This is a genomic window from Mesorhizobium sp. USDA 4775, assembly GCF_054062655.1.
Genome location: NZ_JBSSFM010000001.1, coordinates 2,625,875 through 2,652,200, shown reverse-complemented (window position 1 = coordinate 2,652,200; position 26,326 = coordinate 2,625,875). Strand labels below are relative to the sequence as shown.

The following is a 26,326-nucleotide window of genomic DNA, read 5'->3' as shown; positions in this document are numbered from 1 at the left end:
TCCCCTTGTGGGAGAAGGGAAGATGCGCCCTTCGCCTTGCCAAACGCAATCGCGCTGCTATTCTTGCTGCTAAAATAATTTCACACACAGGCAAACTTGTTTCTCGAACCGCAAGGCTGAGATGAGCCAGTCGCCCTACCCAACAATCACAGCCGGACCGCCGCGACCGAGCCTCATCCTGAGGCCCGGCCAGATCGCGCTGCCGCCGGGCCTGGAACGCTACACGATCCAAGGCAATGGCGCGGTAGTGATCGAGGTCGAAGCCGGCGACACGATCACGGTGCGCAATGTCGAAGGCGGCCAGGCCTGCGAGTTGCTGGCCTGGAACACCACAGGCATCACCGATCCCGGCATCTTTGGCGAGAAATCCAACAGCAATGCCGCGGGCATCAAGGCGCTCCTCGCCGAGGGCGATGACAGCCTCGCGTCCCTGCGCCGCGGACTGGCGCGCCGGCAGGTGGTGCTCGATCAGGCAAAGGCGCTGCGCGTGTTCGGCAGCACAACACCCGCCGGTACGGAACAGAGTTTCACTGTCACGCGCGACGGCTCTATAATCATCGCTGCGCCCGGCGGGCCGATGCTGGTCGACGGCCATGATACGGCGACACCGCTCACCGTCATCGTGCGCCGCGCCACGATCCGCCTGAAAACAAAATCGCAGTTGGCCGATCCCCTCGCCGATCCGGTGCTCGATCTGCGCGTCCATTCGGCAACGGCGGAATCCTACTTCGTCAAGGCCGGCGACTATTTGCAGATCATCGATGTCGACGGGCGCCAATGCACCGATTTCCAGTGCTTCTCGGCGCGCAAGCTGGACAAGGGCCTCGACCATCCGCTCGATGTGACGACGACCCGCACGCTGATGGGGTCGAGCTATCCGATGCCCGGCCTGCATTCCAAATATTACGACCAGGACATGGAGCCGCTGGTCGAGGTGGTGCAGGACACATGCGGCCGGCATGATGCCTTCGCACTGGCGTGTGCCGCCAAATATTACGACGATATCGGCTATCCCGGCCACACCAACTGCTCGGAGAATTTCAACAGCGCCCTGTCGGACAAAGGTGTGAGCCCCCGCGCCGGCTGGATGGCGATCAACTTCTTCTTCAACACGGCGATCGATGCGCATGGCGTGATGGTTTCCGACGAGCCATGGTCGCGGCCGGGCGACTATGTGCTGCTCAGGGCGCTGACCGACATCATCTGCGTCTCCTCCGCCTGTCCCGACGACACGACGCCGGCCAATGGCTGGGATCTCACCGACATCCATGTGCGGACCTATTCCGGCCAGCACAAATTCTCGCGAGCGATCGCCAGACGCATGACGCCCGATTCGGAACCGAAAATGACCCGCGAGACATCCTTTCATTCGAGCTTTGCCAAGCACACCCGCAATTTCTCGGAATACAGGGGCTACTGGCTGGCCAATTCCTTCGCTAGGGAAGGCGCCATCGCCGAGTACTGGGCCTGTCGGCAGGACGCCGTGATCATGGACCTGTCGCCGCTCAGAAAATTCGAGGTCACCGGCCCGGATTCCGAAGCGCTGCTGCAATACACGCTGACCCGCGACGTGAAAAAACTTGGCGTCGGCCAGGTCGTCTACTCCGCCATGTGCTACGAGCATGGCGGCATGATCGATGACGGCACGCTGCTCAGGCTCGGCAAGGACAATTTCCGCTGGGTTGGCGGCGACGATCTGTCCGGCGAATGGCTGCGCGAAACGGCGACAAAGCTCGGCCTCAACGTGCTGGTGCGGTCGTCGACCGACCAGATGCACAATGTCGCCGTACAGGGTCCAAAGAGCCGCGATATCCTTAGAGAAGTGATCTGGACTTCGCCGCTGCAGCCGTCGATCGATGAGCTCGAATGGTTCCGCTTCGCGGTCGCCCGCATCGGCGGCGGCAACGGCATTCCGATCGTCGTCTCGCGCACCGGCTATACCGGCGAGCTCGGCTATGAGATCTGGTGCCATCCGCGCGACGCCGAAAAAGTGTTCGACGCCATCTGGGAAGCCGGCCAGCCGCACGGGCTGAAGCCGATGGGGCTGCAGGCGCTCGACATGGTGCGCATCGAGGCCGGGCTGATCTTCGCCGGTTATGAATTTTCCGACCAGACCGATCCGTTCGAGGCCGGCATCGGCTTCACCGTGCCGCTGAAGAGCAAGACCGACGATTTCATCGGCCGCGACGCGCTGATCCGACGCAAGGAGAACCCGCAGAACAAACTGGTCGGGCTCGACATCGACAGCAATGTCGCGGTCGGCCATGGCGATTGTGTGCATGTCGGACGTGCCCAGATCGGCGTCGTCACCTCGGGCATGCGCTCGCCGGTGCTGAACAAGAACATTGCGCTGGCCAGGCTCGACGTCACCCATGCGGCTGTTGGTACCGAAGTCGAGATCGGCAAGCTCGACGGCCATGCCAAGCGGCTGCCGGCGCGCGTCGTCGCCTTCGCCCATTACGATCCGCAGAAGACCAGACCTCGCTCGTGACTGCTGCCTTCCGGACAGGCAAAACCGGGCGCCGGCGGTGCCGCGAGACGTATTGTTGCGTACGCGCGCAAGCGTGATGTGCACGGCGTCACAAAACGCTTGACGTGAAAGCGCGCCGGATCAATCTTCACTCCTAAGAAAAAAATACGACTGAGTGGAAACACCGGAGTCGTAAGGTCATGTGCCGGGGAGCAAGCTTCGCAAAGCCGAGGCATCGCTGGCGGGGAACACTGGAAAAAGGGGAAGTCACTGACATGAGCACCATAAGCACGGCCCTCGAGCAGCCTGCCGAAAGCAAGCTGCTCAGGCATATCGACTGGCGCGGCGCCTTCTGGGTGGCGAGCGGCGTTCCGGCGCTGGTCCTGTTTTCGATCGGCGGCATCGCCGGCACGACGGGGACACTGGCTTTCCTGATCTGGACGGTCTCCATGATCATGGGCTTCCTGCAATCCTTCACCTATGCCGAGATCGCCGGCCTGTTCCCGAACAAGTCGGGCGGCGCCTCTATCTACGGCGCCACCGCCTGGCTGCGCTACTCCAAGTTCATCGCGCCGCTGTCGGTGTGGTGCAACTGGTTCGCTTGGTCGCCGGTGCTGTCGCTCGGCTGCTCGATCGCCGCAGCCTATATCCTCAATGCGCTGGCGCCGGTGCCGTTGTTCACCGAGACCTCGCCTGATGTCGTCGCCTATATAGCGGCGCATGCCGGAACGGCGCCCGCCGACGCCATCACCGCGGTGACCGCGGCCGCGACACCGGCGATCCGCAACTGGACGCTGTACAGCCACACGCTGGGTCCGGTTTCCTTCACGCTCAACGCGACCTTCTTCATCGGCGCGGTGCTGATGCTGATCATCTTCTCGATCCAGCATCGCGGCATCCTCGGCACGGCCAATGTGCAGAAATATATCGGCCTGCTGGTCATCATCCCGATGCTGATCGTCGGCGTCGTGCCGATCTTCACCGGACAGATCAACTGGGCCAACTTCTCGCCGCTGGTGCCGCTGGCCGCCGCCTATGCGCCGGACCCGGGCGCCTGGAACATCGCCGGCTGGACGCTGGTGCTCGGCGGCATGTTCATCGCCGCCTGGTCGACCTACGGCTTCGAAACCGCCGTCTGCTACACCTCCGAGTTCAAGAACCCCGGCACCGACACGTTCAAGGCCATCTTCTATTCCGGCCTGCTCTGCATGCTTCTGTTCATCCTGGTGCCCTTCACCTTCCAGGGCGTGCTCGGCTTGAACGGCATGCTGGCGACACCGATCGTCGACGGCTCCGGCGTGGCGGATGCACTGGCCGGCATGGTCGGCGGCGGCAAGATCATCCACAGCCTCTTGGTGATGCTGATGATCCTGGCGCTGGTCCTGTGCATCATGACGGCGATGGCCGGCTCCTCGCGCACGCTCTATCAGGGCTCGGTCGATGGCTGGCTGCCGCGCTATCTCAGCCACGTCAACGAACATGGCGCCCCGACACGGGCGATGTGGACCGACCTCTGCTTCAACCTGATCGTGCTGGCCATCGCCTCGGCCGACGCGACGAGCTTCTTCTTCATCCTCGCCGTGTCGAATTGCGGCTACATCATCTTCAACTTCCTCAACCTCAATGCCGGCTGGATCCATCGCATCGACAACGGCCATATCGCACGGCCGTGGAAAGCGCCGACCTGGCTTCTCGGGATCGGAGCGATCTTCGCCTACGTCAACGCCGTCTTCATGGGTGCCGGCGCCAAGGTGTGGAACCCGATGGCGCTGTGGGCTGGGCTGATCACGGCGGCGCTGATCATCCCGGTGTTCTGCTTCCGCCACTACATCCAGGACAAGGGCAAGTTCCCCGACCACATGCTGGCCGATCTCGGCATGACGGGAGCGGACCTGGCGGTGAAGAAAGCAGGCATGCTGCCCTATCTGACGCTGGTCGCCGGCGTGGCGGTGATGCTGATCGCCAACTGGATATTCGTCATCTGACAGGCCGATTTATCAGACATAGGGCGCGCTTCGGCGCGCCCGATTCTTTTCGGCCACCGACCAGAGCCTCGCATCAACCAGCCTTGCGAACTGCCGATTTCGCGTCTTCGAAGAACCGGTTGGGCGGCCGCTTCAGGCCGAGATTCTCGCGCAGCGTCGATCCCTCATACTGCCGCCTGAAGATGCCGCGCCGCTGCAGCTCGGGCACCACTTTCTCGACGAAATCGTCGAGCCCGGCGGGCAGATAGGGAAACATGATGTTGAAGCCGTCCGATCCCTCGGTGACAAGCCATTCCTCCATCTCGTCGGCAATGGTTTGCGGTGTGCCGACGAAGGCGAGGCCGGAATAACCGCCCAGCCGCTGGGCAAGCTGGCGCACCGTGAGATTTTCGTTCCGGGCAAGCTCGATGACGCGCTCGCGGCTGCTCTTCGAGGCATTGGTCTCCGGTATGTCAGGCAAAGCGGCGTCAGGATCAAAGGCCGACGCATCATGCCCAAGCGCGATCGATAGCGAGGCAATGCCGGTTTCATAATAAACCAGGCTGTCGAGCTTCGCCCGCTTGGCCCGCGCGTCCTCGACACTGTCGCCGACGATGACGAAAGCGCCAGGCAGGATCTTGATGTCGTCGCGGGAGCGGCCGAGTTTCTGTGCCCTGCCCTTGACGTCGGCATAGAAGCGCTGCCCGGCGGCAAGATCGCCATGGGCGGCGAAAATCACCTCCGCCGTCTCGGCCGCCAGCTGCCGCCCGGCTTCCGAGGCACCAGCCTGAACGATGACCGGCCAGCCTTGTACCGGCCGCGCAATGTTGAGCGGCCCGCGCACCGAGATGTGCTCGCCCTTGTGGTCCAGCACATGCAGTTTGGCGGGATCGAAATAGAGCCCGCTCTCGGCATCGCGGATGAAGGCGTCGTCGGCAAAACTGTCCCACAGGCCGGTCACGACATCGTAGAATTCCCGCGCCCGGTGATAGCGCTCGTCATGCTCGACATGTTCGTCCAGCCCGAAATTGAGCGCCGCATCCGGGTTGGACGTGGTGACGATGTTCCAGCCGGCACGGCCGCCGCTGATATGGTCGAGCGACGCGAAACGGCGCGCAATGTGATAGGGCGCGTCGAAGGTCGTCGACGCGGTGGCAACGAGACCGATATGATCGGTGACGGCGGCCAGCGCCGACAGCAGCGTGAACGGCTCGAACGAGGTGACGGTGTGGCTGCGGCGCAGCGCCTCGATCGGCATGTTGAGCACGGCCAGATGGTCGGCCATGAAGAAGGCGTCGAACTTCGCGGCTTCCAGCGTCTGGGCGAAGCGCTTCAGATGCGCGAAGTTGAAGTTGGCGTCGGGATAGGCGCCGGGATAGCGCCAGGCGCCGGTGTGCAAGCTGACCGGGCGCATGAAGGCGCCAAGCCGCAATTGCCGTTTTTCTGTCATGGAAAGACACCCTGATGAGGACGAGCGTTGCCGCTCCGGTGTCGCGCAGGATGGAACCGCTTTGCGGCCCTGGGAAGGAATTCTGTTTTGCAGAATCGGCAGCGGGGAGCATTTTCATCGGCGCAACGGAGCAGCCGTCACGCCGCATCATCCGCCATAGCCGATGGCGGATGATGCGATAGAACCGCTCTATTCCGCGGCCAGGGCCAGTTGCGGCCGCTCGGTCGCCAACTCTGGTTCGGGCGCCTGGTCGCTGTTCACCGCCTTCTTCGGCTCGCGGCCGAAGAACAGCGCGTAACCTGCCGGCAGCACCAGGATGGTCAGCACGGTGGCAACCACGATGCCGCCCATCATGGCGTAGGCGAGCGGGCCCCAGAACACGGCGCGCGATATCGGGATCAGCGCCAGCACCGCCGTCATCGCCGTCAGCACGATCGGCCGGAAACGGCGCACAGCCGAGCCGATGATGGCCTCCGAGCGCTCCATGCCTCTGGCGATGTCCTGGTCGATCTGGTCGACCAGGATGATCGAGTTGCGCATGATGATGCCGAGCAGCGCGATCACGCCGAGGATGGCGACGAAGCCGAACGGCGCACCGCTGATCAAAAGCGCGGCAGCCGCACCAATGATGCCGAGCGGACCGGTGGCCAGCACCAGCATCGCCTTGCCGAAGTTCTGCAGCTGGATCATCAAGAGCACCACGATAATGGCCAGCATGATCGGCGCCTTGGCGGCGATCGAGGCCTGGCTTTCGGCCGAATCCTCGGCACCGCCCTGGATCTCGATCTTGTAGCCGGGCGCCAGGCCGTCGCGCAGGCCCTGCATGTCCTTGTACATCTTGGTGACGACATCGTTGGACTGCACGCCGTCGGGCAGCGTTGCCCTCACGCTGATGGTCGGCAGGCGGTCGCGGCGCCATTCGATGCCTTGCTCAAGCACCGGCACCACCTTGGCCACCTGCGACAACGGCACGAAGCCGCCGAAATCGGTCGGGATATACACCGAGTCGACCGAGGACAGCAGGCTGCGGCTGGCATCCGGCTCGCGGGCAACGATGGAGACCGTCTCCTCGCCGTCGCGGAAGTCGTCGAGCGGCGCACCGGCCATGGTCGCCTGCAGCATCTGGCGGATGCGTTGCGAGGTGACGCCTAGCGCCCGGGCGCGATCCTGGTCGATGACCAGCTTCATCGCCGGCACCGGCTCAAGCCAATCGTCATGCACCGCGCCCAGCAACGGATCCTCGCGGAATTTCGCCTTCACCTGGTCGGCGATGCGGCGCACCTCCTGGCGGTCGGGACCCATGACGCGCATCTGAACCGGCCAGCCGGTCGGCGGGCCGAGGAACAGGCGGTCGACCTTGGCGCGGATCGAGGGGAAATCCTCGGCCAGAACCGTGCGCAGCTTGACGATCAGCCGCTCGCGCGCCGGCTCGTCATTGGCCATCACCAGCATCTGGGCGAAGTTTGGGTTGCGCAGTTGCTGGTCGAGCGGCAGGAAGAAGCGCGGCGCGCCCTCGCCGATATAGGTGGCGATGAAGCGCTTGTCCTTGTCGTCCATCATCTTGGCTTCCAGCGCCTTGGCCTGCGCCTCGACCTCCTTGATGCTGGTGCCTTCCGGCAGCCAGAGGTCGACCAGGATTTCCGGCCGCGACGATTGCGGGAAGAAGTTCTGCGGGATGAACTGGAACGCCCACAGGCTGGTGCCGAAAGTCACCAGCGTCATGACGAGCACGATTATGCGGTGGCGCACCGCCCAGCCGACGGTCGAGCGCAGCCGGCGGTAGAAGCGCGTGTCGAAGACATCATGATGGCTGCCGGCATGCTTGCGCTGCTTGAGGATCATGTTGCCGAGCCACGGCGTGAAATAGACCGCGACGAACCACGAGACGATCAGCGCGATGCCGACGACATAGAACAGGGTGCGCACATATTCGCCGGCCGTGGAGGCGGCGAAGCCGACCGGGATGAAGCCGGCGGTGGTGATCAGCGTGCCCGTCAGCATCGGGAATGCGGTCGATGTATAAGCGAAGCTCGCGGCCTCGATCTTGACCAGCCCCTCCTCCAGCTTGCGCTCCATCATCTCGACGACGATCATGGCATCGTCGACAAGCAGGCCGAGCGCGATGATCAGGGCGCCCAGCGAAATACGCTGCAGGTCGATGCCGAGCTCGTACATGATGGCGAAGGTAGCGGCCAGAACCAGCGGAATGGCGATGGCGATGACCAGCCCCGAACGCCAGCCGATCGACAGGAACGAGACGACAAGCACGATCAGCAGCGCTTCGCCGAGTGCATGCATGAATTCGGCCACCGCATCCGTGACGACGCCCGGCTGGTCGGAAATCTGGTCGACCGACACGCCATAGGGCAGCGCCTCCTCGAAGCGCTTGTAGGTCGCCTCGACGTCCTTGCCGACATCGGTGACCTTGAAACCCTTGGCCATGACGACGCCAAGCTGCACGCTGTCATGACCGTTGAAGCGGTACTTGCGTTGGAAGGGATCCTCGAGCCCGGAGGTCACGGTGGCGATGTCGCCGAGACGGGTGACTTGCCCGCCGGCACGCAGGCGCAATTCCCTGATATCGGCGGCCTTGGTGACGTCGCCTTCGACGGAGATGCGCACCGAATTGACGCCGGTGTCGACGGCACCGGCCGGATCGACATTGTTCTGGCCCTTGATAGCGTTCTGCAGGTCGGGCAGCGTCAAGCCACGCTCGGCGAGCGCCTTGGACGAAACGTCGATATAGAGCTTTTCCGGCTGATCGCCAATGATGACGGCCTTCTCGACGCCAGGCGTGGTCAACAGCATGTCGCGCGCCTGGATGGCGAACTTCTTCAGCTCTGGATAGGAGAACCCGTCACCGCTGATCGAGTGCAGGGTGATGAAGGTGTCGCCGAACTCATCGTTGAAATAGGGACCGAGCAGGCCTTGCGGCAGGTCGCCGGAGATGTCGCCGACCTTCTTGCGCACCTGATAGAAGGCGTCCGCCACCTCGGCGGCGTTGGTGTCGCCCTTGATCTGCACGGTGATGATGGCGCTGCCGGCGCGCGTGAAGGATCGCACGAAGTCGAGATGCGGTGTTTCCTGCAGCTTGCGCTCGATCTTGTTGACGACCTGGTCTTCCATCTCCTGGATCGAGGAGCCCGGCCAAATCGCCTGCACGACCATTACCCGGAAGGTGAAATCGGGGTCTTCCTTCTGGCCCATGCGCATCAGGCCGAGGGCTCCGGCGATGATGATCAGCCCGAACAGGAAGCGCGCGATGGAGGGATGGCCGATGGCCCAGCGCGACAGGTTGAAGGGCCGCTTTTCTTCAGTGGAGGTCGTCATCGTTGCAGGTCCACTTTGCTTGTTTGCCGGCGCCTGGCACTTCGAAGAAGCGCCGCGCGCGAAACGAAATCATCTGCGTTCGATCTGGCTTCCGGGCGGCGAGGCCTTCCGAGCGGAGAGACACTCATCGCGGTGGGACGCTAAGTCGATGCGGGGGTACATCGGCCGTGACGTCTCAACCTTCGGGCGCACGCCGCCCGGAAACCTGCGGCCGCGAGAACGCGCGGCCGACCTATCTGTCCTCAGCGCAGCCGGCTGGCGTCGTCGCCCTCGGCGGACGCTGATTGCTGCGCCACGCCGCCGGCGAGCTTCACCCTGAGATTCTCGGTCATGAACTGCGTCCCCGCGGCGACCACGATGTCGCCGGGCTTCAATCCCTCGGCCACACGCACGCCATCGGCGGCGAACTTGGCAACCGTCACCGGACGGGCATGAACGGTGTCGGCGCCACGATCAACGGTCCAGACGATCGACTGGCTGTCTTTCTCAGCCAAGGCGCTCAAGGGGATCGAAACCAGTTGCTTCTCGTTGGCGGCCGAGGCCTCGATATTGGCGGTCATGCCTAGAAGCACGCGGGGATCATTGGGCAGGCTGACACGGACGGCGAAGGTGCGCGACTGCGGATCGGCGCTGCCGGCAACCTCGCGGACCTTGCCGTCGAGCGCCAGCGTGCTGTCGGACCAGAAGCCCGCCTTGACTGACTTGCCCGGCTTGAACTCGGCGATCTCCATTTCCGGCACCGCGATCAGCACTTCCTTTTCGCCGTCGACCGCGACAGTGACCACAGGCGTGCCGGAGCCGACCACCTGGCCGACATCGGCGTTGACAGCCGTGACGATGCCGTCCCTGTCGGCCTTGAGGTCGGTATAGCCGACCTGGTTCTTGGCCTGGTCAAGCGACGAACGGGCGGAGTCGCGCGTGGCGACCGCCTGGTCATGGGTCAGCGTCGCCTGTTCGAGCTGCGATTTCGGCGCGAAGTTTTTGGTGAAAAGCTGCTCGGCGCGCTTGCGCGCTAGCTCCGTCGTCTCGACCTGCCGTTCGGCGGCATCAAGCGCTGCCTGCGCGCTTTTTACCGAAAGGTCGTAGTCGGTGGGATCGATACGGGCGAGCACATCGCCCGGCGCCACGTGCTGACCGATGTCGACAAGGCGCTCGGTGATCTTGCCGTTGACGCGGAAAGCCAGGGCGCTTTCGGTGCGGGCCCGCACGGAACCCGAATAGGAGAGCATGCGGGAGTCATGCACCTGGGCGATTTCGACGACCTTGACCGGGCGGATGATCTCCTTGACCTCGGCCTTCTCCTGGCTGCAGCCGGCAAGCCCAAGCGCCGCGACGAACAGGCCCGCGACCGGCAACCGGCGGATAATGGAATGGGACAAAGACACCTTGGCACTCCCGAACTGGAGATGAACTGTCGACCGGCGCCCGGCGGGCGGCGGCTATTTCTTCAAGGCCTTGATCGCATAGTCGATCAGGTCGTCGGGCATCGCCCGGTTGGTCTTGGCAAGGCACTGCGCCACCATCTGCGGATGGCAAAGGATGATTGTGGCGGCGCCGAAGCAGCGTGACGCGGTCACCGGGTCCTGCTCGGCGAACTCGCCGGTCTCGATACCCTCGCGTATCACCTCCGCGAAGAGATCGTGGATGCTGTCGATGTGCTTGTCGATGACGCCCCAGTCGCGCTCCAGCGCGACGATGACCATCTCATGGACCTTCTGCGCATCGAGCATGGTCTCCAGCGTCATCTTGTATTGCGCATGGATGTAGCGACGAAGCCGCTCCTCGGCACCAATCGGCAGGCGCATGATCTCGTAGGCCATCTTGTAGCTGGCCCCGAGCATCCGGCCGCACACCGCCTGGTGGATTTCAACCTTGGAGGCAAAGAAACGGTAGATGTTGGCCGGCGACATGCCGAGCTCGCGGGCAATGTCGGCAACATTGGTCTTACCGTAGCCGTAGTGCCGGAACAGGCGCTCGGCGCAGTCGAGAATGCGCGTCACATTCTCCTGTCTGGCGGCATCGACCATGATGTTGGCGGCTTCGGACATAGCTCTTTCGTTTGACAAGTGACGAATTTCAATTTTCGTCAGTCGTAAATTGAAGAAGATGGGATGTCAACGCGAAATCGACGTACGCGTACAAGATAGTGACAGATGGTGACATCCAACAGACGTCACCAAGCGGCCCAAGGATGCGGGCAACTCAAAATATTTTTGAAGAAGCCGCCGGCGCTTCAGGCGAGTTTGGCCATTTCCCGCAGCCGGAATTTCTGGATCTTGCCGGTCGAGGTCTTTGGAATCTCGGCGAAAATCACCGCTTTCGGCACTTTGAAGCGGGCAAGCAGCGAACGGCAGTGCCCGATGATCTCGGCCTCGGTCGCCGTCTTGCCGGGCTTCAGCTCGACATAGGCAACCGGTACTTCGCCCCATTTGTCGTCATGGCGCGCCACAACGCCGCAGGAGGCGACGGACGGGTGCTTGTAGAGCGCATCCTCGACCTCGATCGAGGAAATGTTCTCGCCACCCGAAATGATGATGTCCTTGGAACGATCCTTGAGCTGGATGTAGCCATCGGGATGCATGACGCCGAGATCGCCGGAATGGAACCAGCCACCGGCGAAGGCTTCGTTGCTCGCCTTGCGGTTCTTGAGATAGCCCTTCATGACGATATTGCCGCGGAACATGACCTCGCCGATGGTTTCGCCGTCGGCCGGCGTCGCCTGCATCGTCTCGGGATCCATGACGGTCAGGCCTTCGAGCGCGGCATAGCGCACGCCCTGCCTTGCCTTCTTGGCGCTGCGCTCGCCCTTGGCAAGATCGTCCCATTCGCCGTGCCATTCGTTGACCACGGCCGGGCCATAGGTCTCAGTCAGGCCATAGAGATGGGTGACGGCAAAACCGGCATCGGCCATGCCCGACAGCACGGCTTCCGGCGGCGGCGCGGCCGCGGTGTTGAAGGTCACCGTCTGCGCGAACGTGCGCTTATCCTCATCCTTGGCATTGATCAGCACCGACATGACGACCGGCGCGCCGCAGAGATGGGTGACGCCGTTATCGGCGATAGCATCGTAGATCGGCTTCGGCCGCACCCAGCGAAGGCAGACATGGGTGCCGGCCTGGACGGCCAGCGTCCATGGAAAGCACCAGCCATTGCAGTGGAACATCGGCAGCGTCCAGAGATAGACGGCGTGCTTGGCCATGCCGGCATGGATGGTGTTGGTGTAGGCCATCAGGGCGGCGCCGCGATGGTGATAGACGACGCCCTTCGGATTGCCCGTCGTGCCCGAGGTGTAGTTGAGCGAGATGGCGTCCCATTCATCGTCGGGCATCGACCAGGCGAAATCCTCATCGCCGCCGGCGACAAAATCCTCATAGTCGAGCGCGCCAATCCGCTCACCCTTCGGATAGGGGGCGTCGGCGGCGTAGTCGGGATCGTCATAGTCAATGACCAGCGGCTTGACCTTGGCCAGATCGAGCGCCTGCCGGACGACGCCGGAGAATTCGCGGTCGACGATCAGCACCTTGGTCTCGGCATGGTCGAGCTGGAATGCGATGACCGCGGCGTCGAGGCGGGTGTTGAGCGAATGCAGCACCGCCTTGGTCATCGGCACGCCGAAATGCGTCTCCAGCATTGGCGGCGTGTTGGACAGCATCACGGTGACCGTGTCGCCCTTGCCGATGCCGTGCTTTTGCAGCGCCGAGGCGAGCTTAAGCGAGCGGCGCCAGAAATCGCGGTAGCTGATGCGCTGGCGGCCGTGGATGATGGCTATGTGGTCGGGATACGTCCTTGCCGCGCGCTCCAGATAGGTGAGCGGCGTCAGCGGCTGGTGGTTGGCCGCGTTCCTGTCGAGATCCTGTTCGTAAGGATTGCCCATCCCGTCCTCCCCAAAAGTCCTTTTCGAGCTTTCTAACCTTAGGGCTCTCGTCAAGCCATCCCCCTGAATGGCCGAAAATGCTATGCTGTCCTGGCTTTGTAGAACGACCATCCCGGATGCGTTTTGTTTCGAGGCGATCGCACTCACGCATGCCAATTTGACTTTTGTCGAGAGCCGTGACTAATGTCAGCCGAGGAGGCGGCATGGCGATCCGACCGGCAGAACAACTCATTCACAAAGCCGCCTGGCTCTACTATGCGCATGGCCTGCGGCAGGACCAGGTTGCAAGCCAGCTTAACATTTCGCGTGCTTCGGTGGCCATGTATCTGCGCAAGGCGCGCGAGACCGGCATCGTCAACATCTCGACCTCGACCCAGTTGTTCACCGACGACGTGATGGCGCGCAGGCTCGAGGACGCCTTGAAACTCGACGCGGTCTGGATCGCGCCGGAGAACGGCCATATCCCGGACCCATCGACTGATATCGCCGTGCTGGCGGCGAGCGTCTTTCTCGAACTGGTCAAGAAGGGCGACCGCATCGGCGTCGCCTGGGGCCGCACCGTCTATACGATCGCCGACATCATGTCCTATGCCGACCTGCAGGATGTCACGGTGGTGCAGCTCTGCGGCAATCTCGGCGCGCCCTACTCCTATCGGCCCGACCAGTGCACCATGGAGATCGCGCGGCGCCTCAACGCCAAGGGGCTTAATTTCTATGCGCCGCTGGTGCTGTCGACGGAAGAGCTGGCGCGTGCGCTGCGCGCCGAGCCGGTGATCCGCGAACAACTGGCCGGCATCAGCGATTGCAACCTCGCGCTTTTCTCCGTCGGCACCGTCGATGCAGACAGCCACGTCGTCAAATGCGGCGCGCTCAACCCGGACGAAATGGCCGCGCTGCGCGGTATCGGCGCCGCCGGCGTGATCGCCGGACAGATCATCGACGCCAAGGGCGAGGCGCTCGACTGCAGCTATAACCGCCGGGTCATTTCGGCTGACCTCGCCTCGCTGCGCGCCATCGAAAAACGCCTGATGGTGGTGCAGGAGGACAGCAAGTTCGAGCCATTGCTGGCGGCGCTCGCCGGCGGGCTTTGCACGCATCTAGTGGTCGGCGCGCATATGGCGCAGCGGCTGCTCGATCATGCCGGAGCGGCACCACAAAACGCATCCTGAAAAAGCAACCCTTCGCCGGCGCATTGTCATCAAGGCGTCGCGGCATTCCTGTTTCACCACCCAAGACAGCAACTGGACGAAGCGAACATGAAGAATTTGTGGAACGACGACACGGCCGAGAAACTCGTCGCCGACTATGCGAAAAAGGGTGTCGGCCGCGACCTCGCGCTGCGCGTCTACACGACGCGGCTGCTGGGCGGCGTGCCACAGCTGGTCCTGCATGGCGGCGGCAATACGTCCTGCAAGATCAAGGCGACCGATCTCGTCGGCGATGAATGGGATGTGCTGTGCGTCAAGGGCAGCGGCTGGGATATGGCCGTCATCGAGCCGCAGGGCCTGCCGGCGGTCAAGATGCGCGCCCTGCTCAAGGCGCGCGCGCTGGACAAGCTCGCCGATGAGGACATGGTGGCGCTGCAGCGGGCGAACCTCATCGACCCCTCCTCGCCCAACCCCTCGGTCGAGACGCTGCTGCATGCCTTCCTGCCGCACAAATTCGTCGATCACACCCATTCGACCGCCATCCTGGCTATCGTCGACCAGGAAGATTCGAAGCCGTTGGTGAAGACGGTGTTCGGCAGCAAGATGGGCTATGTGCCCTACATCATGCCGGGCTTCGACCTCGCCAAGGCGGCGGCCGACGTCTTCGATGCCGACCCGACGGTGGAAGGACTGATCCTCGACAAGCACGGCATCTTCACCTTCGGCGACGATGCCAAACAGGCCTATGACCGGATGATCCACTATGTGAACGTCGCCGAGGAGTACGTCGCTGAGAATGCTAAGCCGAAGGCTGCCAAAGCAGCGTTGCCGGCAAAGCTCGCGACCCCGGCTTCCATTGCCCCGATGCTGCGCGGCGCCGTTGCGGTGGCGCGCGGCGAAGGCCGCTTCGATCGCATGATCTCCGACTTCCGCACCTCCGACGCGATCGTCGATTTCATCAATTCGGCCGCCATCGCCGACTATGCCGGACGCGGCGTGTCGACACCGGATCTGTCGATCCGCATCAAGACCGGACCGATGGCGGTGCCCGCGCCAGACGCCGACAAGGTTGGCGACTACAAGGGCGTCATCAAGAGCCATGTTGACGCTTTCGCCAAGGAGTACCGCGCCTATTTCGAGACCAATGACGCACTCGACGACGTCAAGCGCACCATGCTCGACCCGATGCCGCGGCTGACGCTGGTGCCGGGGCTCGGCATGTTCGGCCACGGCCGCACGCTGAAGGATGCCAGGATCGCCTCCGATGTCGGCGAGATATGGATCGAGGCGGTGCGCGGCGCCGAAGCCGTCGGCCGTTTCCATCCGCTGTCCAAGGCCGATTTGTTCCCGCTCGAATACTGGTCGCTCGAACAGGCCAAGCTTGCCTCCAACAAGCCGAAGCCGCTGACCGGCCAGGTGGTGCTGATCACCGGCGGCGCCGGCGCGATCGGGGCTGCGACGGCAAAATTGTTCGCCGACAATGGTGCCCATGCGGTCGTCGTCGATCTCGATGCCGAAAAGGCCGCTGAAGCCGCCAAGAAAGCCGGCAACAATTCGATCGGTGTAGGCGCCGACATCACCGACCCGGTCCAGGTGCGGGCCGCTTTCGACAAAGCGGTCGCAGTCTTCGGCGGCGTCGACATCCTGGTCTCCAATGCGGGCGCGGCCTGGGAAGGCCGGATCGGCGAGCTCGACGATGCGCTGCTGCGCAAGAGTTTCGAACTCAATTTCTTCGCCCATCAGTCGGTGGCGCAGAACGCCGTGCGCATCATGCTCGAACAAGGCACCGGCGGTGTGCTTCTGTTCAACACCTCCAAGCAGGCGGTCAATCCCGGTCCGAAATTCGGCGCCTATGGCGTGCCGAAGGCGGCGACATTGTTCCTGTCCCGGCAATATGCGCTCGACTACGGCGCCCATGGCATCCGCTCGAACGCCGTCAACGCCGACCGTATTCGCTCCGGCCTTTTGACCGACGCCATGATCGCCAGCCGCTCCGGCGCGCGCGGAGTGTCGGAGAAGGAATACATGTCCGGCAACCTGCTTGGCCAGGAAGTGACGGCGCAGGATGTGGCGCAGGCCTTCCTGCATCACGCGCTTGCCGAACGCACCACCGCCGACGTGACGACGGTCGACGGCGGCAACATCGCGGCGGCGCTGCGATAGGCTTTCCAGCAGACAACAAAAAGGGCGGCTCGCAGGCCGCCCTTTTCATATGCGCTATGACGCCACCTACTTCGCGTTCGGGTTCGGCATCCAGGCCGGCATGGCGACATCGGCATGGGCGAACTGCGGCAGCTTGGCCGACAGGTCTTCCATGTTCTTGATGTCCTTGTCGATCAGTTCCTTCTGGGTGATCAGCGTCGGCGGCACGATGACGTTGTGGCCGGGATCTTCACCGGCGAGCAGTTGCGCCAGAGCGCGCACCGAGACCTGGCCGACGACGGCCGGGTTGGTCGCCGCGGTCGCCGCCCAGGCGCTATCGGGCTCGCGCATCGCCGATATATCCGATGTCGAGATGTCGGCCGAATAGATCTTGATGCCCTTGTTCAGGCCGGCCTCGTCGACGGCGATCTTCACGCCCTTGGCGAATTCATCATAGGGGGCGAACATCACCTTGATGTCGGGATGGGCCGACAGCACCGAGCGCGCCTGGTTGGCGACGGAGTTGGCGATCGGGTTGTCGAGCGTGCCGAACATCGCGACTTCCTTGATGCCGGCATATTTCTTCTTCACGTCGACCCAGGTCTCGTTGCGGCGGTCGAGCGGCGCGATACCGGCGACGTAGACATAGCCGGCATTCCAGCTATCACCATTGTCCTTCACCGCCTGCTCGAGCGCGAGACGGGCAAGGTCTTTATCCGATTGTTCGATCTGCGGGATCTTGGGGTTTTCGACATTGACATCGAATGCCACCACCTTGATGCCGGCGTCGACCGCGCGCTGGGCCGCATCCTTCATCGATTCCGTCAGGCCGTGCTGAATGATGATACCCTGCACGCCAAGCGCGATGGCCTGGTCGACCATATCGGACTGAAGGGCGGCATCCTGGCGGCTGTCGAGCACGCGCAGGTCGATGCCAAGCGCCTTGGACTGCGCCTCGACGCCCGAGAGATAGGCCTGGAAGAAGTCGCCGGTCGAGAGATAGCGCACCAGCGCGATCTTGACGCCGGGCTTGTCGAACGGCGCCGGCTTGTCCGCGGCAAAAGCCGGGACCTGCATCAGCATGGTTGCGCCGGCCAGCCCGAGCGCCACCTTCCCCAGAAGTCTTCTCGTGATGTTCACCTTGTTTCCTCCACTCTTGTTGAACCCAAAATCCTGTCCGGTCGAGACTACCCCCTGCCCCTGCCCGAAAGGGCAAAGGTGAAGACAAGGGCGACGACCAGAACCACGCCCTTGACAAAATCCTGCGTGTAGTAAGGCGCGTTCATCATCGTCAGGCCTTGCAGCAGGATGCCGACGAACAGCGCGCCGACGGCCGTGCCGAAGGCGTTCGGCTTGGCGGCACCGAGCACCGCGTAGCCGATCAGCGCCGCGGCAACCGCATCGAGCAGCAGATTATTACCCGAGGCGATGTCGCCGCGTCCAAGCCGGGCGGCGAGCTAAAATGCCGCCGATCGAGGCAAAAACTCCTGAAATAACGTAGGCCCAGATCTTGTATGCCTTGACAGGCGCACCGGCGAGTTCGGCGGCACGCTCGTTGGAGCCGACCGCGTACATCATGCGGCCGAACCGGGTGTATTCGAGGAAGAACCAGATCAGCAGGGCCAGCACCAGCAGCACCACCACCGACACCGGAATGAGGTTCGGGATGAAGAAGTCGAAGCGGTGGCGGCCGAGCGCCAGGAAAGCGTCGCCGAACTTGCCATTGGCGACCGAACCGTCTGGCATGGTCATGCCGGTGGCGATCGAGCGGCCTTCGGTCGGGATGCGCTGCAGGCCGACCAGCAGGAACATCATGCCGAGCGTCGCCAAAAGATCGGGCACGCGCATATAGACGATCAGCCAGCCATTGATCAGCCCGACAATGGCACCGATGAGCAGGCAGACAACGACCGCCACGACGGCGTTCTGCTCCAACACCACCATGACATAGGCAGCCGCCATCATGGCCGATGTGGCGACCGAGCCGATCGACAGGTCGAAGCCGCCGACGACCAGCGTGGCGGTGACGCCGAGCGCCAGCACGCCGGTGATGGCGACCGACTGGAAGATGAAGACGGCACTTTGCGGCGAGACGAACCCATCGGCGGCGATCGCGAAATAGGCGACGAGCCCGAACAACAGGACGATAAACCCATAGCGTATGGCGTGGTCGCGGAGCGTCATTCAGCGCACCCGCGCGACGCAGCCATTCCTATCCAACTCGGACGCATAGTCTCTCCATTCCAATTCTAGCCGCTGCCACGCTCAGGCGGCGCTGTGCAGCGGCCCGCCGGCAACCTCGGCCAGCAGGCGATCGAGATCGACTTCGGCGTTGCGGTGTTCGCCGACGATTGTGTGTTCCGACATCACCAGGATGCGGTCGGCCGTCTCCAGCGCCTCGTCGAGTTCGGTGACGAACAAGAGCGTCGCGCGGCCATTGGCGCTTGCTCTCAGCTTGGCGGCAATGTCGCGCCTGGCCGAGATGTCGACGCCCTGAAAGGGCTCGTCGAGGATGAACAGCGCGGCATTCTGCGCCATCCAGCGGGCAACCATGACCTTCTGCTGGTTGCCGCCTGACAATGCCGACATTTCGTCTTTCTCGGAACGGCAGACGATGCTGAGTTCCTCGATCTGCCGGCGCGCGGTGGCGCGTTCGAGGCGGCGCTTGAGCACGCCAAGAGTCGACATGCGCTTGAGGAAAGGCAGGCTGACATTGCGCTCGATGTTGAAGCCGCTGACGATGCCGCTGGTGGCGCGATCCTTGGCGACGAGGAACACGCCGGCGGCGATCGCATCGCCGGCCGATCGCGGCGCATAGGGCTTGCCGTTCATCGTCATGGTGCCGGTCAGCGGCTTGCGCACGCCGAACAGCGTCTCGGCAAGTGCTGTCTTGCCGACGCCGACGAGGCCGGTGATGGCGACGACCTCGCCATCGCCAAGCGTCAGCGAAATCGGCCTGGCGCCTTGCCCGATGCGCAGGCCTTCGACCGTCAGGACCGGCTTGGCCGAACTCCTGGCAACGATCTGGTCGAGATGGATCTTGCGGCCGAGCATGGCATTGATCGCGCCTTCATAGTCGAGCGGTTTGGTGTCGAAGGCACCTGAAATGACGCCGTCGCGCATCGAGACGACGCGGTCGGCAAGCCGCCTGATGTCCGACATGCGGTGTGAGATGTAGAGGATCGCCACGCCTTGCTCGCGCAGCCTGTCGACCAGCGCGAACAGCCGGTCGGCCTCGGCGCTGGAGAGCGAGGAGGTCGGCTCGTCAAGGATCAGCACTTTCGGCTGATGCGCCAAGGCCCGCGCGATCGCCACCATCTGGCGATCGGCCAGCGAAAGGTCGTTGACGCGGGCCTTGAGATCGATAGCCAACCCCATGCGGTCGGCGACGGCCTTGGCCTCGCGGCGCACGCGGGCCGGATTGAACAGCGTCGGCACGCCCTTGCCGCTCAGCCTGTCGAGTGTGAGGTTTGTCGCGACGTCGAGGTCGGCGACCACACCGTCATTGATGTTCTGGTGCACGGTGACAACACCGGCGCGGATCGCCTCCGCCGGCGTGTTCGGCGCAAAATCCTGGTCCGCGAGGGTCATCGTGCCGCCGCCGCGTTCGTAGACGCCGCTGATGATCTTGACGAGGGTGGATTTGCCGGCGCCATTGGCGCCCATCAGCACGGTGACTTGGCCGGAATGCAGCTCGAGCGAGATGCCGCCAAGCACCTCGTTACGGCCAAAGGATTTCCTCAGTCCCTCTACACGGAACACGGCATTGCCGACCATGCGTTCCTCCCTGACCATGACGCTATGGACTACATCGGCAATTGTCAACACGATTGACAATTGCCAGATCGCTTCCTAGCTTGGCCCCGCCGTCAAGGCTCCCTTATGATCGGAGCGCACAGGCGGGAGGGACACGAATGACCGGAAAATCGCCGTTCGAAGCACTGTCGGTGGAGACGCTTGCAACGCGCCTCGGCACGAACGAGGCGCTGTGCGCCAAGATCGGCAGGGACACGACACAGTGGAAGGTCCGCGAGGTCGGCGACGGCAATCTCAACCTCGTCTTCATCGTCGAGGGCGCCGGCGGCGCGGCGGTGGTCAAGCAGGCCCTGCCCTATGTCCGCCTGGTCGGCGACAGCTGGCCGCTGCCGCTGAAGCGCTCCTTCTTCGAGTATCACGCGCTGACAAGGCAAGAGGCGCGCGCGCCGGGCTCGGTGCCGGCGATCTATCATTTCGATGAAGGCCAGGCGCTGATCATCATGGAGTATCTGGCGCCGCCACACATCATTCTCAGGCGCGCCCTGATCGACGGGCGCCAGTTGCCCAACATCGCCAGGGATATCGGCCTGTTCATGGCCCGTACGCTGTTTCGCGGTTCCGACCTGTCGATGGTGACCAAGGATCGCAAGGCCGATCTCGCGCTGTTCGCCGACAATGTCGAGCTCTGCGACATCACCGAGAACCTGGTGTTTTCCGATCCCTATTTCGACGCCAAGATGAACCGCCATACGTCGCCGCAGCTCGACGGCGTCGTCGCCGAATTGCGCGCTGATCGCGACCTCAAGGTCGAGGCGCAGCGGCTGAAGCACATTTTCGCCGCCAATGCCGAGACATTGCTGCATGGCGACCTGCATTCCGGCTCGATCATGGTCACCGACACGGAGACCCGGATGATCGATCCGGAGTTCGCCTTCTACGGACCGATGGCCTTCGATGTCGGCATGCTGCTCGCCAATTTCTGGATGTCGTTCTTCTCGCAACACGGACATGAGGAGAAGGGCAAGCGCGATGCGATGCGCGCCTATCTGCTTGGGGTCACCGCAGAGACATGGGCGGTGTTCCGCGCCGAATTCTCGCATCTGTGGCGCAGCGAGCGCACCGGCATGCTCTACCAAAAAAGCCTGTTCGAGGATCAGGGCGACAGGCTGGGTGCCGAACAGGCGCTCGACCATATGCTGCACCAGATCTGGACCGATCTGCTCGGCTTTGCCGGCATCGAGGTGCACAGGCGCATCCTCGGCCTCGCCCACAATGCCGATTTCGAGACCATTGCCGATGAAGAGCTTCGCGCCAGTTGCGAGGCAAAGGCGCTGAAATTCGGCCGTCACATCGCCGTCAACCGGCGCCAGATACACAGCATCGACGAGGTCAACACCCTGGCCGCGCTGATCGAACAGGAGAGCAGCATTTGAACGTCGGCGACCGCCACTACCGCACCATCTGGCTGAGCGACGACGGCCGTTCGGTCGAGATCATCGACCAGCGCTGGCTGCCACATGATTTCCGCATCGAGACGATCGGCACGGTTGCCGGAATCGCCACCGCCATCCGCGACATGTGGGTGCGCGGCGCGCCGCTGATCGGCGTCACCGCGGCTTACGGCGTCGCCATGCAGATGGCGGATGATCCGTCCGACGCAGCGCTCGATGCCGTGTGGGAGACGCTGCACGAGACGCGTCCGACGGCGATCAATCTGCGCTGGGCGCTGGACGAGATGCGGCGCTTCCTCAAGCCGCTGCCAACGCAACAACGCGCCGCGGCCGCCTATCGGCGCGCCGCCGAGATCGCCGACGAGGATGTCGGACTGAACCGCGCCATCGGCGAGAACGGTCTCGCCATCATCAAGGCGATCGCGGCGCGCAAGCAGCCGGGCGAAACGGTCAATATCCTGACCCACTGCAATGCCGGCTGGCTGGCGACCGTCGATTACGGCACTGCCACCGCGCCGATCTATCTGGCAACGGAAGCCGGCATCCCGGTCCACGTCTATGTCGATGAGACCCGGCCGCGCAACCAAGGCGCCCAGCTCACCGCCTGGGAGATGGCCGGCCACGGCGTTCCGCACACGCTGATCGTCGACAATGCCGGCGGCCATCTGATGCAGCGCGGCGCGATCGACATGGTCATCGTCGGCACCGACCGCACCACCGCCGACGGCGATGTCTGCAACAAGATCGGCACCTATCTGAAAGCGCTCGCCGCCGCCGACAATGACGTGCCGTTCTATGTCGCGCTGCCCTCGCCGACCATCGACTGGACGGTGCATGACGGGCTCGAGGAGATCCCTATCGAGCAGCGTTCGGCCGACGAGGTCTCGCTGGTCTGGGGCAAGACCGCCAGCGGCGAGATCGCCCAGGTACGCATCTCGCCCGAAGCGACGCCGGCCGCCAACCCGGCCTTCGACGTGACCCCTGCACGGCTAGTGACCGGGCTCATCACCGAGCGCGGCATCGCCAAGGCCTCGCGCGAGGGCCTGAAGGCAATGTTCCCCGAACGGGCATAGCGCCGAAACCGGCTAGTACAACGGCTTGCTCATGTGCCCCGGCGTCGGCCATGTGTCGGTGATGCCGGGCTGCACCGGACGCTCGAGATAGGTCGACAGCACCACATAGCTGCGCGTCGAGGTGACGCCGGGCGTTTCGTAGAGGCGAGCAAGCAGGCCTTCCAGCGCCCTCGTATCTTCCGTGCGGACCTTCAACAGCATGCAGGTATCGCCGGCGACGGTGTGGATCTCCTCGACTTCCGGATATTGCGAAACCGCCATCAGCTCCGGGGTCTTGCCCCAACCCCTGGTGTCGATATGCACGAAGGCGAGCAGCGGCTTCTTCACCGCTTTGGGGTCGATGATCGCTGCCGTGCCGCGAATGGCGCCGCTGCGCCGAAGGCGTTTGACCCGTTCATGCGCGGCTGGCGGCGAAAGCCCGACCCGATCGCCGAGTTCGGCATAGCTGACCGTTGCGTCGTCGACGAGAACACCTAATATTTTTCGGTCAATCGCATCGATATCGCGGGGCGCAGGCCTGTTCTGCAGAACGCCATCTGTTTCTTCATCCATGTCGACAATCCTGATTGCAACGGAATCTAATACGGCCATTATGAGGATATGTCGAACAGCAATCAAGCCACAGTCCTGGCAGCAGACGCCAGGCCGCCGATCCCAGCCCTCGCCTATCTGTTGACCGGCTGCATCGCCGTGATCGGATCGAATTCGCTGGTGCTGGGGCCCATAGCTCCGGCGGTGGCCTTGTCCTTCGAAAGCAGCGTCCCGACCGTCATGGTCGCGGCGGCAGCTTTTGGCCTCGGAACCTCGGCGAGCGCCCTGTTCCTTGCCCGCTACATCGACCGCCTCGGCGCCCGCCGGATGCTGCAAGGAGCGTTGCTGTTGCTGGCCATTGCCCTCGTTGCCAGCGCGGCAGCACCGACGGTGATGATGCTTGTCGCGGCGCAACTCATCGCCGGCATCGCCGCCGGCGTCGCCATGCCGGCGATCTATGCGAGTTCAGCGGCGATCGCGCCGCCCGGCCGCGAAAGCGGCACCATCGGCGTCGTGCTGACCGGATGGACGCTCAGCATGGTGGCCGGCGTCTCGCTCTCGGCCGTGCTTGCCGATCTCGTGCATTGGCGCGCCGTTTTCGCCGCCGTCGCGGCGCTGGCAATGCTGGCGTTGGCCAGCCTCACCATGACGTCATTGAGCGACATCAGGAAGAGGGGCCCGGCACCGACGCCGCTTGCGGCACTCGGCATTCCCGGCATTGTGCCGCTTCTCATCGCCTGCGCGGCCTTCATGACCGCCTTCTACGGCGTCTATGGCTATCTCGGCGACCACCTGCACAGCGGACTGGGCAAATCGGTGAGCGCCAATGGCTGGGCCGCGCTCGCCTACGGCGTCGGCTTCGGCACGGCTGCTCTGCTCGACGGCGTGATCGACCGGCTTGGTGCGCGTCGCGTCATGCCGTTCGCCTATCTTCTTGTCGCCGCCGTCTATGTCGCCATTGCCGCGACGAGCGACAGTTTCGGCCTGACGCTGGCCATGGTGGCCATCTGGGGGCTTGCCAATCATTTCGGGCTGAATGTCCTGGTGATGCGCCTCTCGGCGCTCGACCCCTCACGGCGCGGCACGATCATGGGCCTGAACAGCGCGGTGACCTATCTGGCGGTCTTCATCGGTACCACCGGCTTCGGGCCGATCTATTCCAGCTTCGGCTTTGCCGTCTGCGCGATGGTTGCGGCGCTGCTGATGCTGGTTGCCGTAGCGGCGGCTGCGTGGCGCACGCGATAGAGCGGTTCTTTTACGGAATTGTTCCAGTTGACAGAACGTGATTGGCCACCGGCCCGTCGCTCGGTTGACAGCGGCACCCCTGCCCTTCCATACAAGCCCGTTAATGTTCTCAGGGCGGGGTGAAAATCCCCACCGGCGGTAATGGTTTCGGCCAAGCCCGCGAGCGCTTTCCGAAAAGAAATCGGAAAGGTCAGCAGATCCGGTGTGATTCCGGAGCCGACGGTTACAGTCCGGATGAAAGAGAACGAAACGGAAAACGGACCGCTCCGGCGGGACGAATTCCGTATCGTGCGTCCTGATTCTGGTTCGAAACGGAAGGATGGACCCATGAATCAGCATTCCCACAAAGACTATGAAACTGTTCGCATCGCCGTCATCCGCGCGCGCTGGCACGCCGACATCGTCGATCAGTGCGTCAACGCCTTCGTGGCGGAACTGGCCGACATCGGAGGCGATCGCTTCGCCGTCGATGTCTTCGACGTGCCTGGCGCCTACGAAATCCCGCTGCATGCCAAGACCCTGGCGCAGACCGGCCGCTATGCCGCGATCCTCGGCACGGCCTTCGTCGTCAATGGCGGCATCTACCGGCATGAATTCGTCGCCAGCGCCGTCATCGACGGCATGATGAACGCGCAGCTATCAACCGGCGTTCCGGTGCTTTCGGCGGTGCTGACGCCGCACAATTATCACGACAGCGCCGAGCACCATCGCTTCTTCTTCGAGCACTTCACCGTCAAGGGCAAGGAAGCGGCCAGGGCCTGCGTGGAAATTCTCGCCGCGCGGGAAAAGATCGCGGCATGAAATCTTCCCGGCCGGGTGGAAATCGCGATAACACCCGGTAGTATTTGCGAAATACCGAGTTCGGAGAGGATGCCGGTGCAGACCAAGAAGATCATCAATGACGGCAATCGCGCCGTCGACGAAATGCTCGAAGGGATCCTCGCCGCGCATCCTCGCCACCTCAGGAGCGCTGACGGCAGTCCGCGCTCGATCATCGCCCGCGACGGGCCGCGGCCCGGCAAGGTCGGGCTGGTGATCGGCGGCGGCTCAGGCCATGAGCCGACCTTTCTCGGCTTTGTCGGCAAGGGATTGGCGGATGCGGCGGCCATCGGCAACGTCTTTGCCTCGCCGCCGCCCGATCCGATCCTCGAATGCGCCAAGGCAGTCAGCGGCGGCGTCGGCGTCTTGTTCATGTACGGCAACTATGCCGGCGACGTGATGAATTTCGACATGGCGGCCGAGATGGCAGCGATGGACGACATCGAGGCGCGCACCGTCCTGACCACCGACGACGTCGCCTCGGCGCCGCGCGACCAGCGGCAGAAGCGCCGTGGCGTCGCTGGCAATTTCTTCATCTTCAAGGCGGCCGGTGCGGCCTGCGACCGGATGCTCTCCCTGGACGAGGTGGAGCGCATCGCCCGCAAGGCCAACGACCACACCTTCACCATGGGCGTGGCGCTGTCGCCCTGCTCGCTGCCGCAGACAAGGCGGCCGAATTTCGAGATCGGCGCGGACGAAATGGAGATCGGCATGGGCATCCATGGCGAACCCGGCATCGCCCGCGGCAAGCTCGGGACCGCCGACGCGATCACCGACGAGATGCTGGACAAGATTTTCGCCGAGATGGCGCCCAAGCGCGGCGACAAGGTTGCTGTGCTGGTCAATTCGCTCGGCTCGACGCCACTGATGGAGCTCTACATCATGAACCGGCGGGTCAAGCAACGGCTCGACGATATCGGTGTTTCCACCCACGCGACCTGGGTCGGCAATTACTGCACGTCACTGGAAATGGCCGGCGCCTCGGTAACGCTTTTTCATCTCGACGAGGAATTGCAGACCATGCTCGATCACCCCTGCGACTGCGCCATGTTCCGTGCCGGCTGACGAAAGAG

General features: G+C 63.5%; 17 protein-coding genes, 1 pseudogene and 1 riboswitch. Of the genes and pseudogenes, 9 read left to right on the top strand and 9 right to left on the bottom strand.

Going from position 1 to position 26,326, the window contains the following annotated elements:
- Nucleotides 1–121 precede the first annotated feature (121 nt).
- Both ACVILI_RS12650 and ACVILI_RS12645 read left to right on the top strand, forming a co-directional pair.
- The gene (locus ACVILI_RS12650; protein WP_038645271.1) at nucleotides 122–2,491 is read left to right on the top strand and encodes a DUF1989 domain-containing protein; all 2,370 of its coding nucleotides are present in this window, start codon (nucleotides 122–124) and stop codon (nucleotides 2,489–2,491) included.
- A 254-nt stretch (nucleotides 2,492–2,745) separates the two neighbouring features.
- Nucleotides 2,746–4,455 carry an APC family permease gene (locus ACVILI_RS12645; RefSeq protein WP_038645270.1) on the top strand — a complete coding sequence of 570 codons (1,710 nt, stop codon included), beginning with the start codon at nucleotides 2,746–2,748 and terminating at the stop codon, nucleotides 4,453–4,455.
- Between the two features lie 73 nt (nucleotides 4,456–4,528).
- On the opposite strand, the gene ACVILI_RS12640 is transcribed toward ACVILI_RS12645, so the two are convergent.
- The 5 genes from ACVILI_RS12640 to ACVILI_RS12620 form a co-directional block, all read right to left on the bottom strand.
- Complete coding sequence (locus ACVILI_RS12640) at nucleotides 4,529–5,884, bottom strand: LLM class flavin-dependent oxidoreductase (protein WP_038645268.1); 1,356 nt, start codon at nucleotides 5,882–5,884, stop codon at nucleotides 4,529–4,531.
- Nucleotides 5,885–6,073: 189 nt separating this feature from the next.
- Nucleotides 6,074–9,214 carry an efflux RND transporter permease subunit gene (locus ACVILI_RS12635; RefSeq protein ID WP_038645266.1) on the bottom strand — a complete coding sequence of 1,047 codons (3,141 nt, stop codon included), beginning with the start codon at nucleotides 9,212–9,214 and terminating at the stop codon, nucleotides 6,074–6,076.
- A 242-nt stretch (nucleotides 9,215–9,456) separates the two neighbouring features.
- A complete protein-coding gene (locus ACVILI_RS12630; protein ID WP_019856848.1) occupies nucleotides 9,457–10,599 on the bottom strand; it encodes an efflux RND transporter periplasmic adaptor subunit in 1,143 nt (380 codons plus the stop codon).
- Nucleotides 10,600–10,653: 54 nt separating this feature from the next.
- Complete coding sequence (locus tag ACVILI_RS12625) at nucleotides 10,654–11,262, bottom strand: TetR family transcriptional regulator (RefSeq protein ID WP_019856847.1); 609 nt, start codon at nucleotides 11,260–11,262, stop codon at nucleotides 10,654–10,656.
- Between the two features lie 185 nt (nucleotides 11,263–11,447).
- Entirely contained in the window at nucleotides 11,448–13,088 is a 1,641-nt protein-coding gene (locus tag ACVILI_RS12620; protein ID WP_202360455.1) for an acyl-CoA synthetase, read from the bottom strand.
- A 203-nt stretch (nucleotides 13,089–13,291) separates the two neighbouring features.
- On the opposite strand from ACVILI_RS12620, the gene ACVILI_RS12615 reads away from it, so the two are divergent.
- On the top strand, nucleotides 13,292–14,257 hold the full coding sequence (locus tag ACVILI_RS12615) for a sugar-binding transcriptional regulator (RefSeq protein WP_019856845.1): 966 nt from the start codon (nucleotides 13,292–13,294) through the stop codon (nucleotides 14,255–14,257).
- 87 nt (nucleotides 14,258–14,344) lie between these two features.
- Entirely contained in the window at nucleotides 14,345–16,399 is a 2,055-nt protein-coding gene (locus ACVILI_RS12610) for a bifunctional aldolase/short-chain dehydrogenase (protein ID WP_240565001.1), read from the top strand.
- A gap of 66 nt (nucleotides 16,400–16,465) precedes the next feature.
- Here ACVILI_RS12610 and ACVILI_RS12605 read toward each other — a convergent pair whose 3' ends face one another.
- From ACVILI_RS12605 to ACVILI_RS12595, 3 genes and pseudogenes are all read right to left on the bottom strand, one after another.
- On the bottom strand, nucleotides 16,466–17,518 hold the full coding sequence (locus ACVILI_RS12605) for a substrate-binding domain-containing protein (protein ID WP_027046591.1): 1,053 nt from the start codon (nucleotides 17,516–17,518) through the stop codon (nucleotides 16,466–16,468).
- Nucleotides 17,519–17,565: 47 nt separating this feature from the next.
- A pseudogene (locus tag ACVILI_RS12600) lies at nucleotides 17,566–18,562 on the bottom strand (ABC transporter permease).
- 81 nt (nucleotides 18,563–18,643) lie between these two features.
- On the bottom strand, nucleotides 18,644–20,155 hold the full coding sequence (locus tag ACVILI_RS12595) for a sugar ABC transporter ATP-binding protein (protein WP_038652300.1): 1,512 nt from the start codon (nucleotides 20,153–20,155) through the stop codon (nucleotides 18,644–18,646).
- Nucleotides 20,156–20,292: 137 nt separating this feature from the next.
- Between ACVILI_RS12595 and mtnK the strand changes: the two genes are divergently transcribed.
- Together mtnK and mtnA are read left to right on the top strand one after the other, a co-directional pair.
- Complete coding sequence (mtnK, locus tag ACVILI_RS12590) at nucleotides 20,293–21,567, top strand: S-methyl-5-thioribose kinase (protein WP_038645258.1); 1,275 nt, start codon at nucleotides 20,293–20,295, stop codon at nucleotides 21,565–21,567.
- Nucleotides 21,564–22,658, top strand: a complete 1,095-nt coding sequence (gene mtnA, locus ACVILI_RS12585) for an S-methyl-5-thioribose-1-phosphate isomerase (RefSeq protein WP_038645256.1) — start codon at nucleotides 21,564–21,566, stop codon at nucleotides 22,656–22,658. The genes mtnK and mtnA overlap by 4 nt, the downstream gene beginning before the upstream one ends.
- Before the next feature lie 12 nt (nucleotides 22,659–22,670).
- On the opposite strand, the gene ACVILI_RS12580 is transcribed toward mtnA, so the two are convergent.
- Nucleotides 22,671–23,210, bottom strand: coding sequence for an Lrp/AsnC family transcriptional regulator (locus tag ACVILI_RS12580; RefSeq protein ID WP_027046589.1), 540 nt, complete (start codon nucleotides 23,208–23,210; stop codon nucleotides 22,671–22,673).
- A gap of 48 nt (nucleotides 23,211–23,258) precedes the next feature.
- Between ACVILI_RS12580 and ACVILI_RS12575 the strand changes: the two genes are divergently transcribed.
- The 3 genes from ACVILI_RS12575 (at nucleotide 23,259) to ACVILI_RS12565 (ending at nucleotide 26,318) form a co-directional block, all read left to right on the top strand.
- Nucleotides 23,259–24,434: an MFS transporter gene (locus ACVILI_RS12575; protein WP_038645253.1), complete on the top strand. Its 1,176-nt coding sequence runs from the start codon at nucleotides 23,259–23,261 to the stop codon at nucleotides 24,432–24,434.
- A 101-nt stretch (nucleotides 24,435–24,535) separates the two neighbouring features.
- A riboswitch (FMN riboswitch) is annotated at nucleotides 24,536–24,684 on the top strand.
- A 77-nt stretch (nucleotides 24,685–24,761) separates the two neighbouring features.
- A complete protein-coding gene (locus ACVILI_RS12570) occupies nucleotides 24,762–25,235 on the top strand; it encodes a 6,7-dimethyl-8-ribityllumazine synthase (RefSeq protein WP_027046588.1) in 474 nt (157 codons plus the stop codon).
- A 75-nt stretch (nucleotides 25,236–25,310) separates the two neighbouring features.
- Nucleotides 25,311–26,318, top strand: coding sequence for a dihydroxyacetone kinase subunit DhaK (locus tag ACVILI_RS12565; RefSeq protein ID WP_027046587.1), 1,008 nt, complete (start codon nucleotides 25,311–25,313; stop codon nucleotides 26,316–26,318).
- Nucleotides 26,319–26,326: the final 8 nt, after the last annotated feature.

Coding starts and splice junctions, on each gene's coding strand:
- ACVILI_RS12650 (WP_038645271.1), top strand. CDS start 122: ATGAGCCAGTCGCCCTACCCAACAATCACAGCCGGACCGCCGCGACCG.
- ACVILI_RS12645 (WP_038645270.1), top strand. CDS start 2,746: ATGAGCACCATAAGCACGGCCCTCGAGCAGCCTGCCGAAAGCAAGCTG.
- ACVILI_RS12640 (WP_038645268.1), bottom strand. CDS start 5,884: ATGACAGAAAAACGGCAATTGCGGCTTGGCGCCTTCATGCGCCCGGTC.
- ACVILI_RS12635 (WP_038645266.1), bottom strand. CDS start 9,214: ATGACGACCTCCACTGAAGAAAAGCGGCCCTTCAACCTGTCGCGCTGG.
- ACVILI_RS12625 (WP_019856847.1), bottom strand. CDS start 11,262: ATGTCCGAAGCCGCCAACATCATGGTCGATGCCGCCAGACAGGAGAAT.
- ACVILI_RS12620 (WP_202360455.1), bottom strand. CDS start 13,088: ATGGGCAATCCTTACGAACAGGATCTCGACAGGAACGCGGCCAACCAC.
- ACVILI_RS12615 (WP_019856845.1), top strand. CDS start 13,292: ATGGCGATCCGACCGGCAGAACAACTCATTCACAAAGCCGCCTGGCTC.
- ACVILI_RS12610 (WP_240565001.1), top strand. CDS start 14,345: ATGAAGAATTTGTGGAACGACGACACGGCCGAGAAACTCGTCGCCGAC.
- ACVILI_RS12595 (WP_038652300.1), bottom strand. CDS start 20,155: ATGGTCGGCAATGCCGTGTTCCGTGTAGAGGGACTGAGGAAATCCTTT.
- mtnK (WP_038645258.1), top strand. CDS start 20,293: ATGACCGGAAAATCGCCGTTCGAAGCACTGTCGGTGGAGACGCTTGCA.
- ACVILI_RS12580 (WP_027046589.1), bottom strand. CDS start 23,210: ATGGATGAAGAAACAGATGGCGTTCTGCAGAACAGGCCTGCGCCCCGC.
- ACVILI_RS12575 (WP_038645253.1), top strand. CDS start 23,259: ATGTCGAACAGCAATCAAGCCACAGTCCTGGCAGCAGACGCCAGGCCG.
- ACVILI_RS12570 (WP_027046588.1), top strand. CDS start 24,762: ATGAATCAGCATTCCCACAAAGACTATGAAACTGTTCGCATCGCCGTC.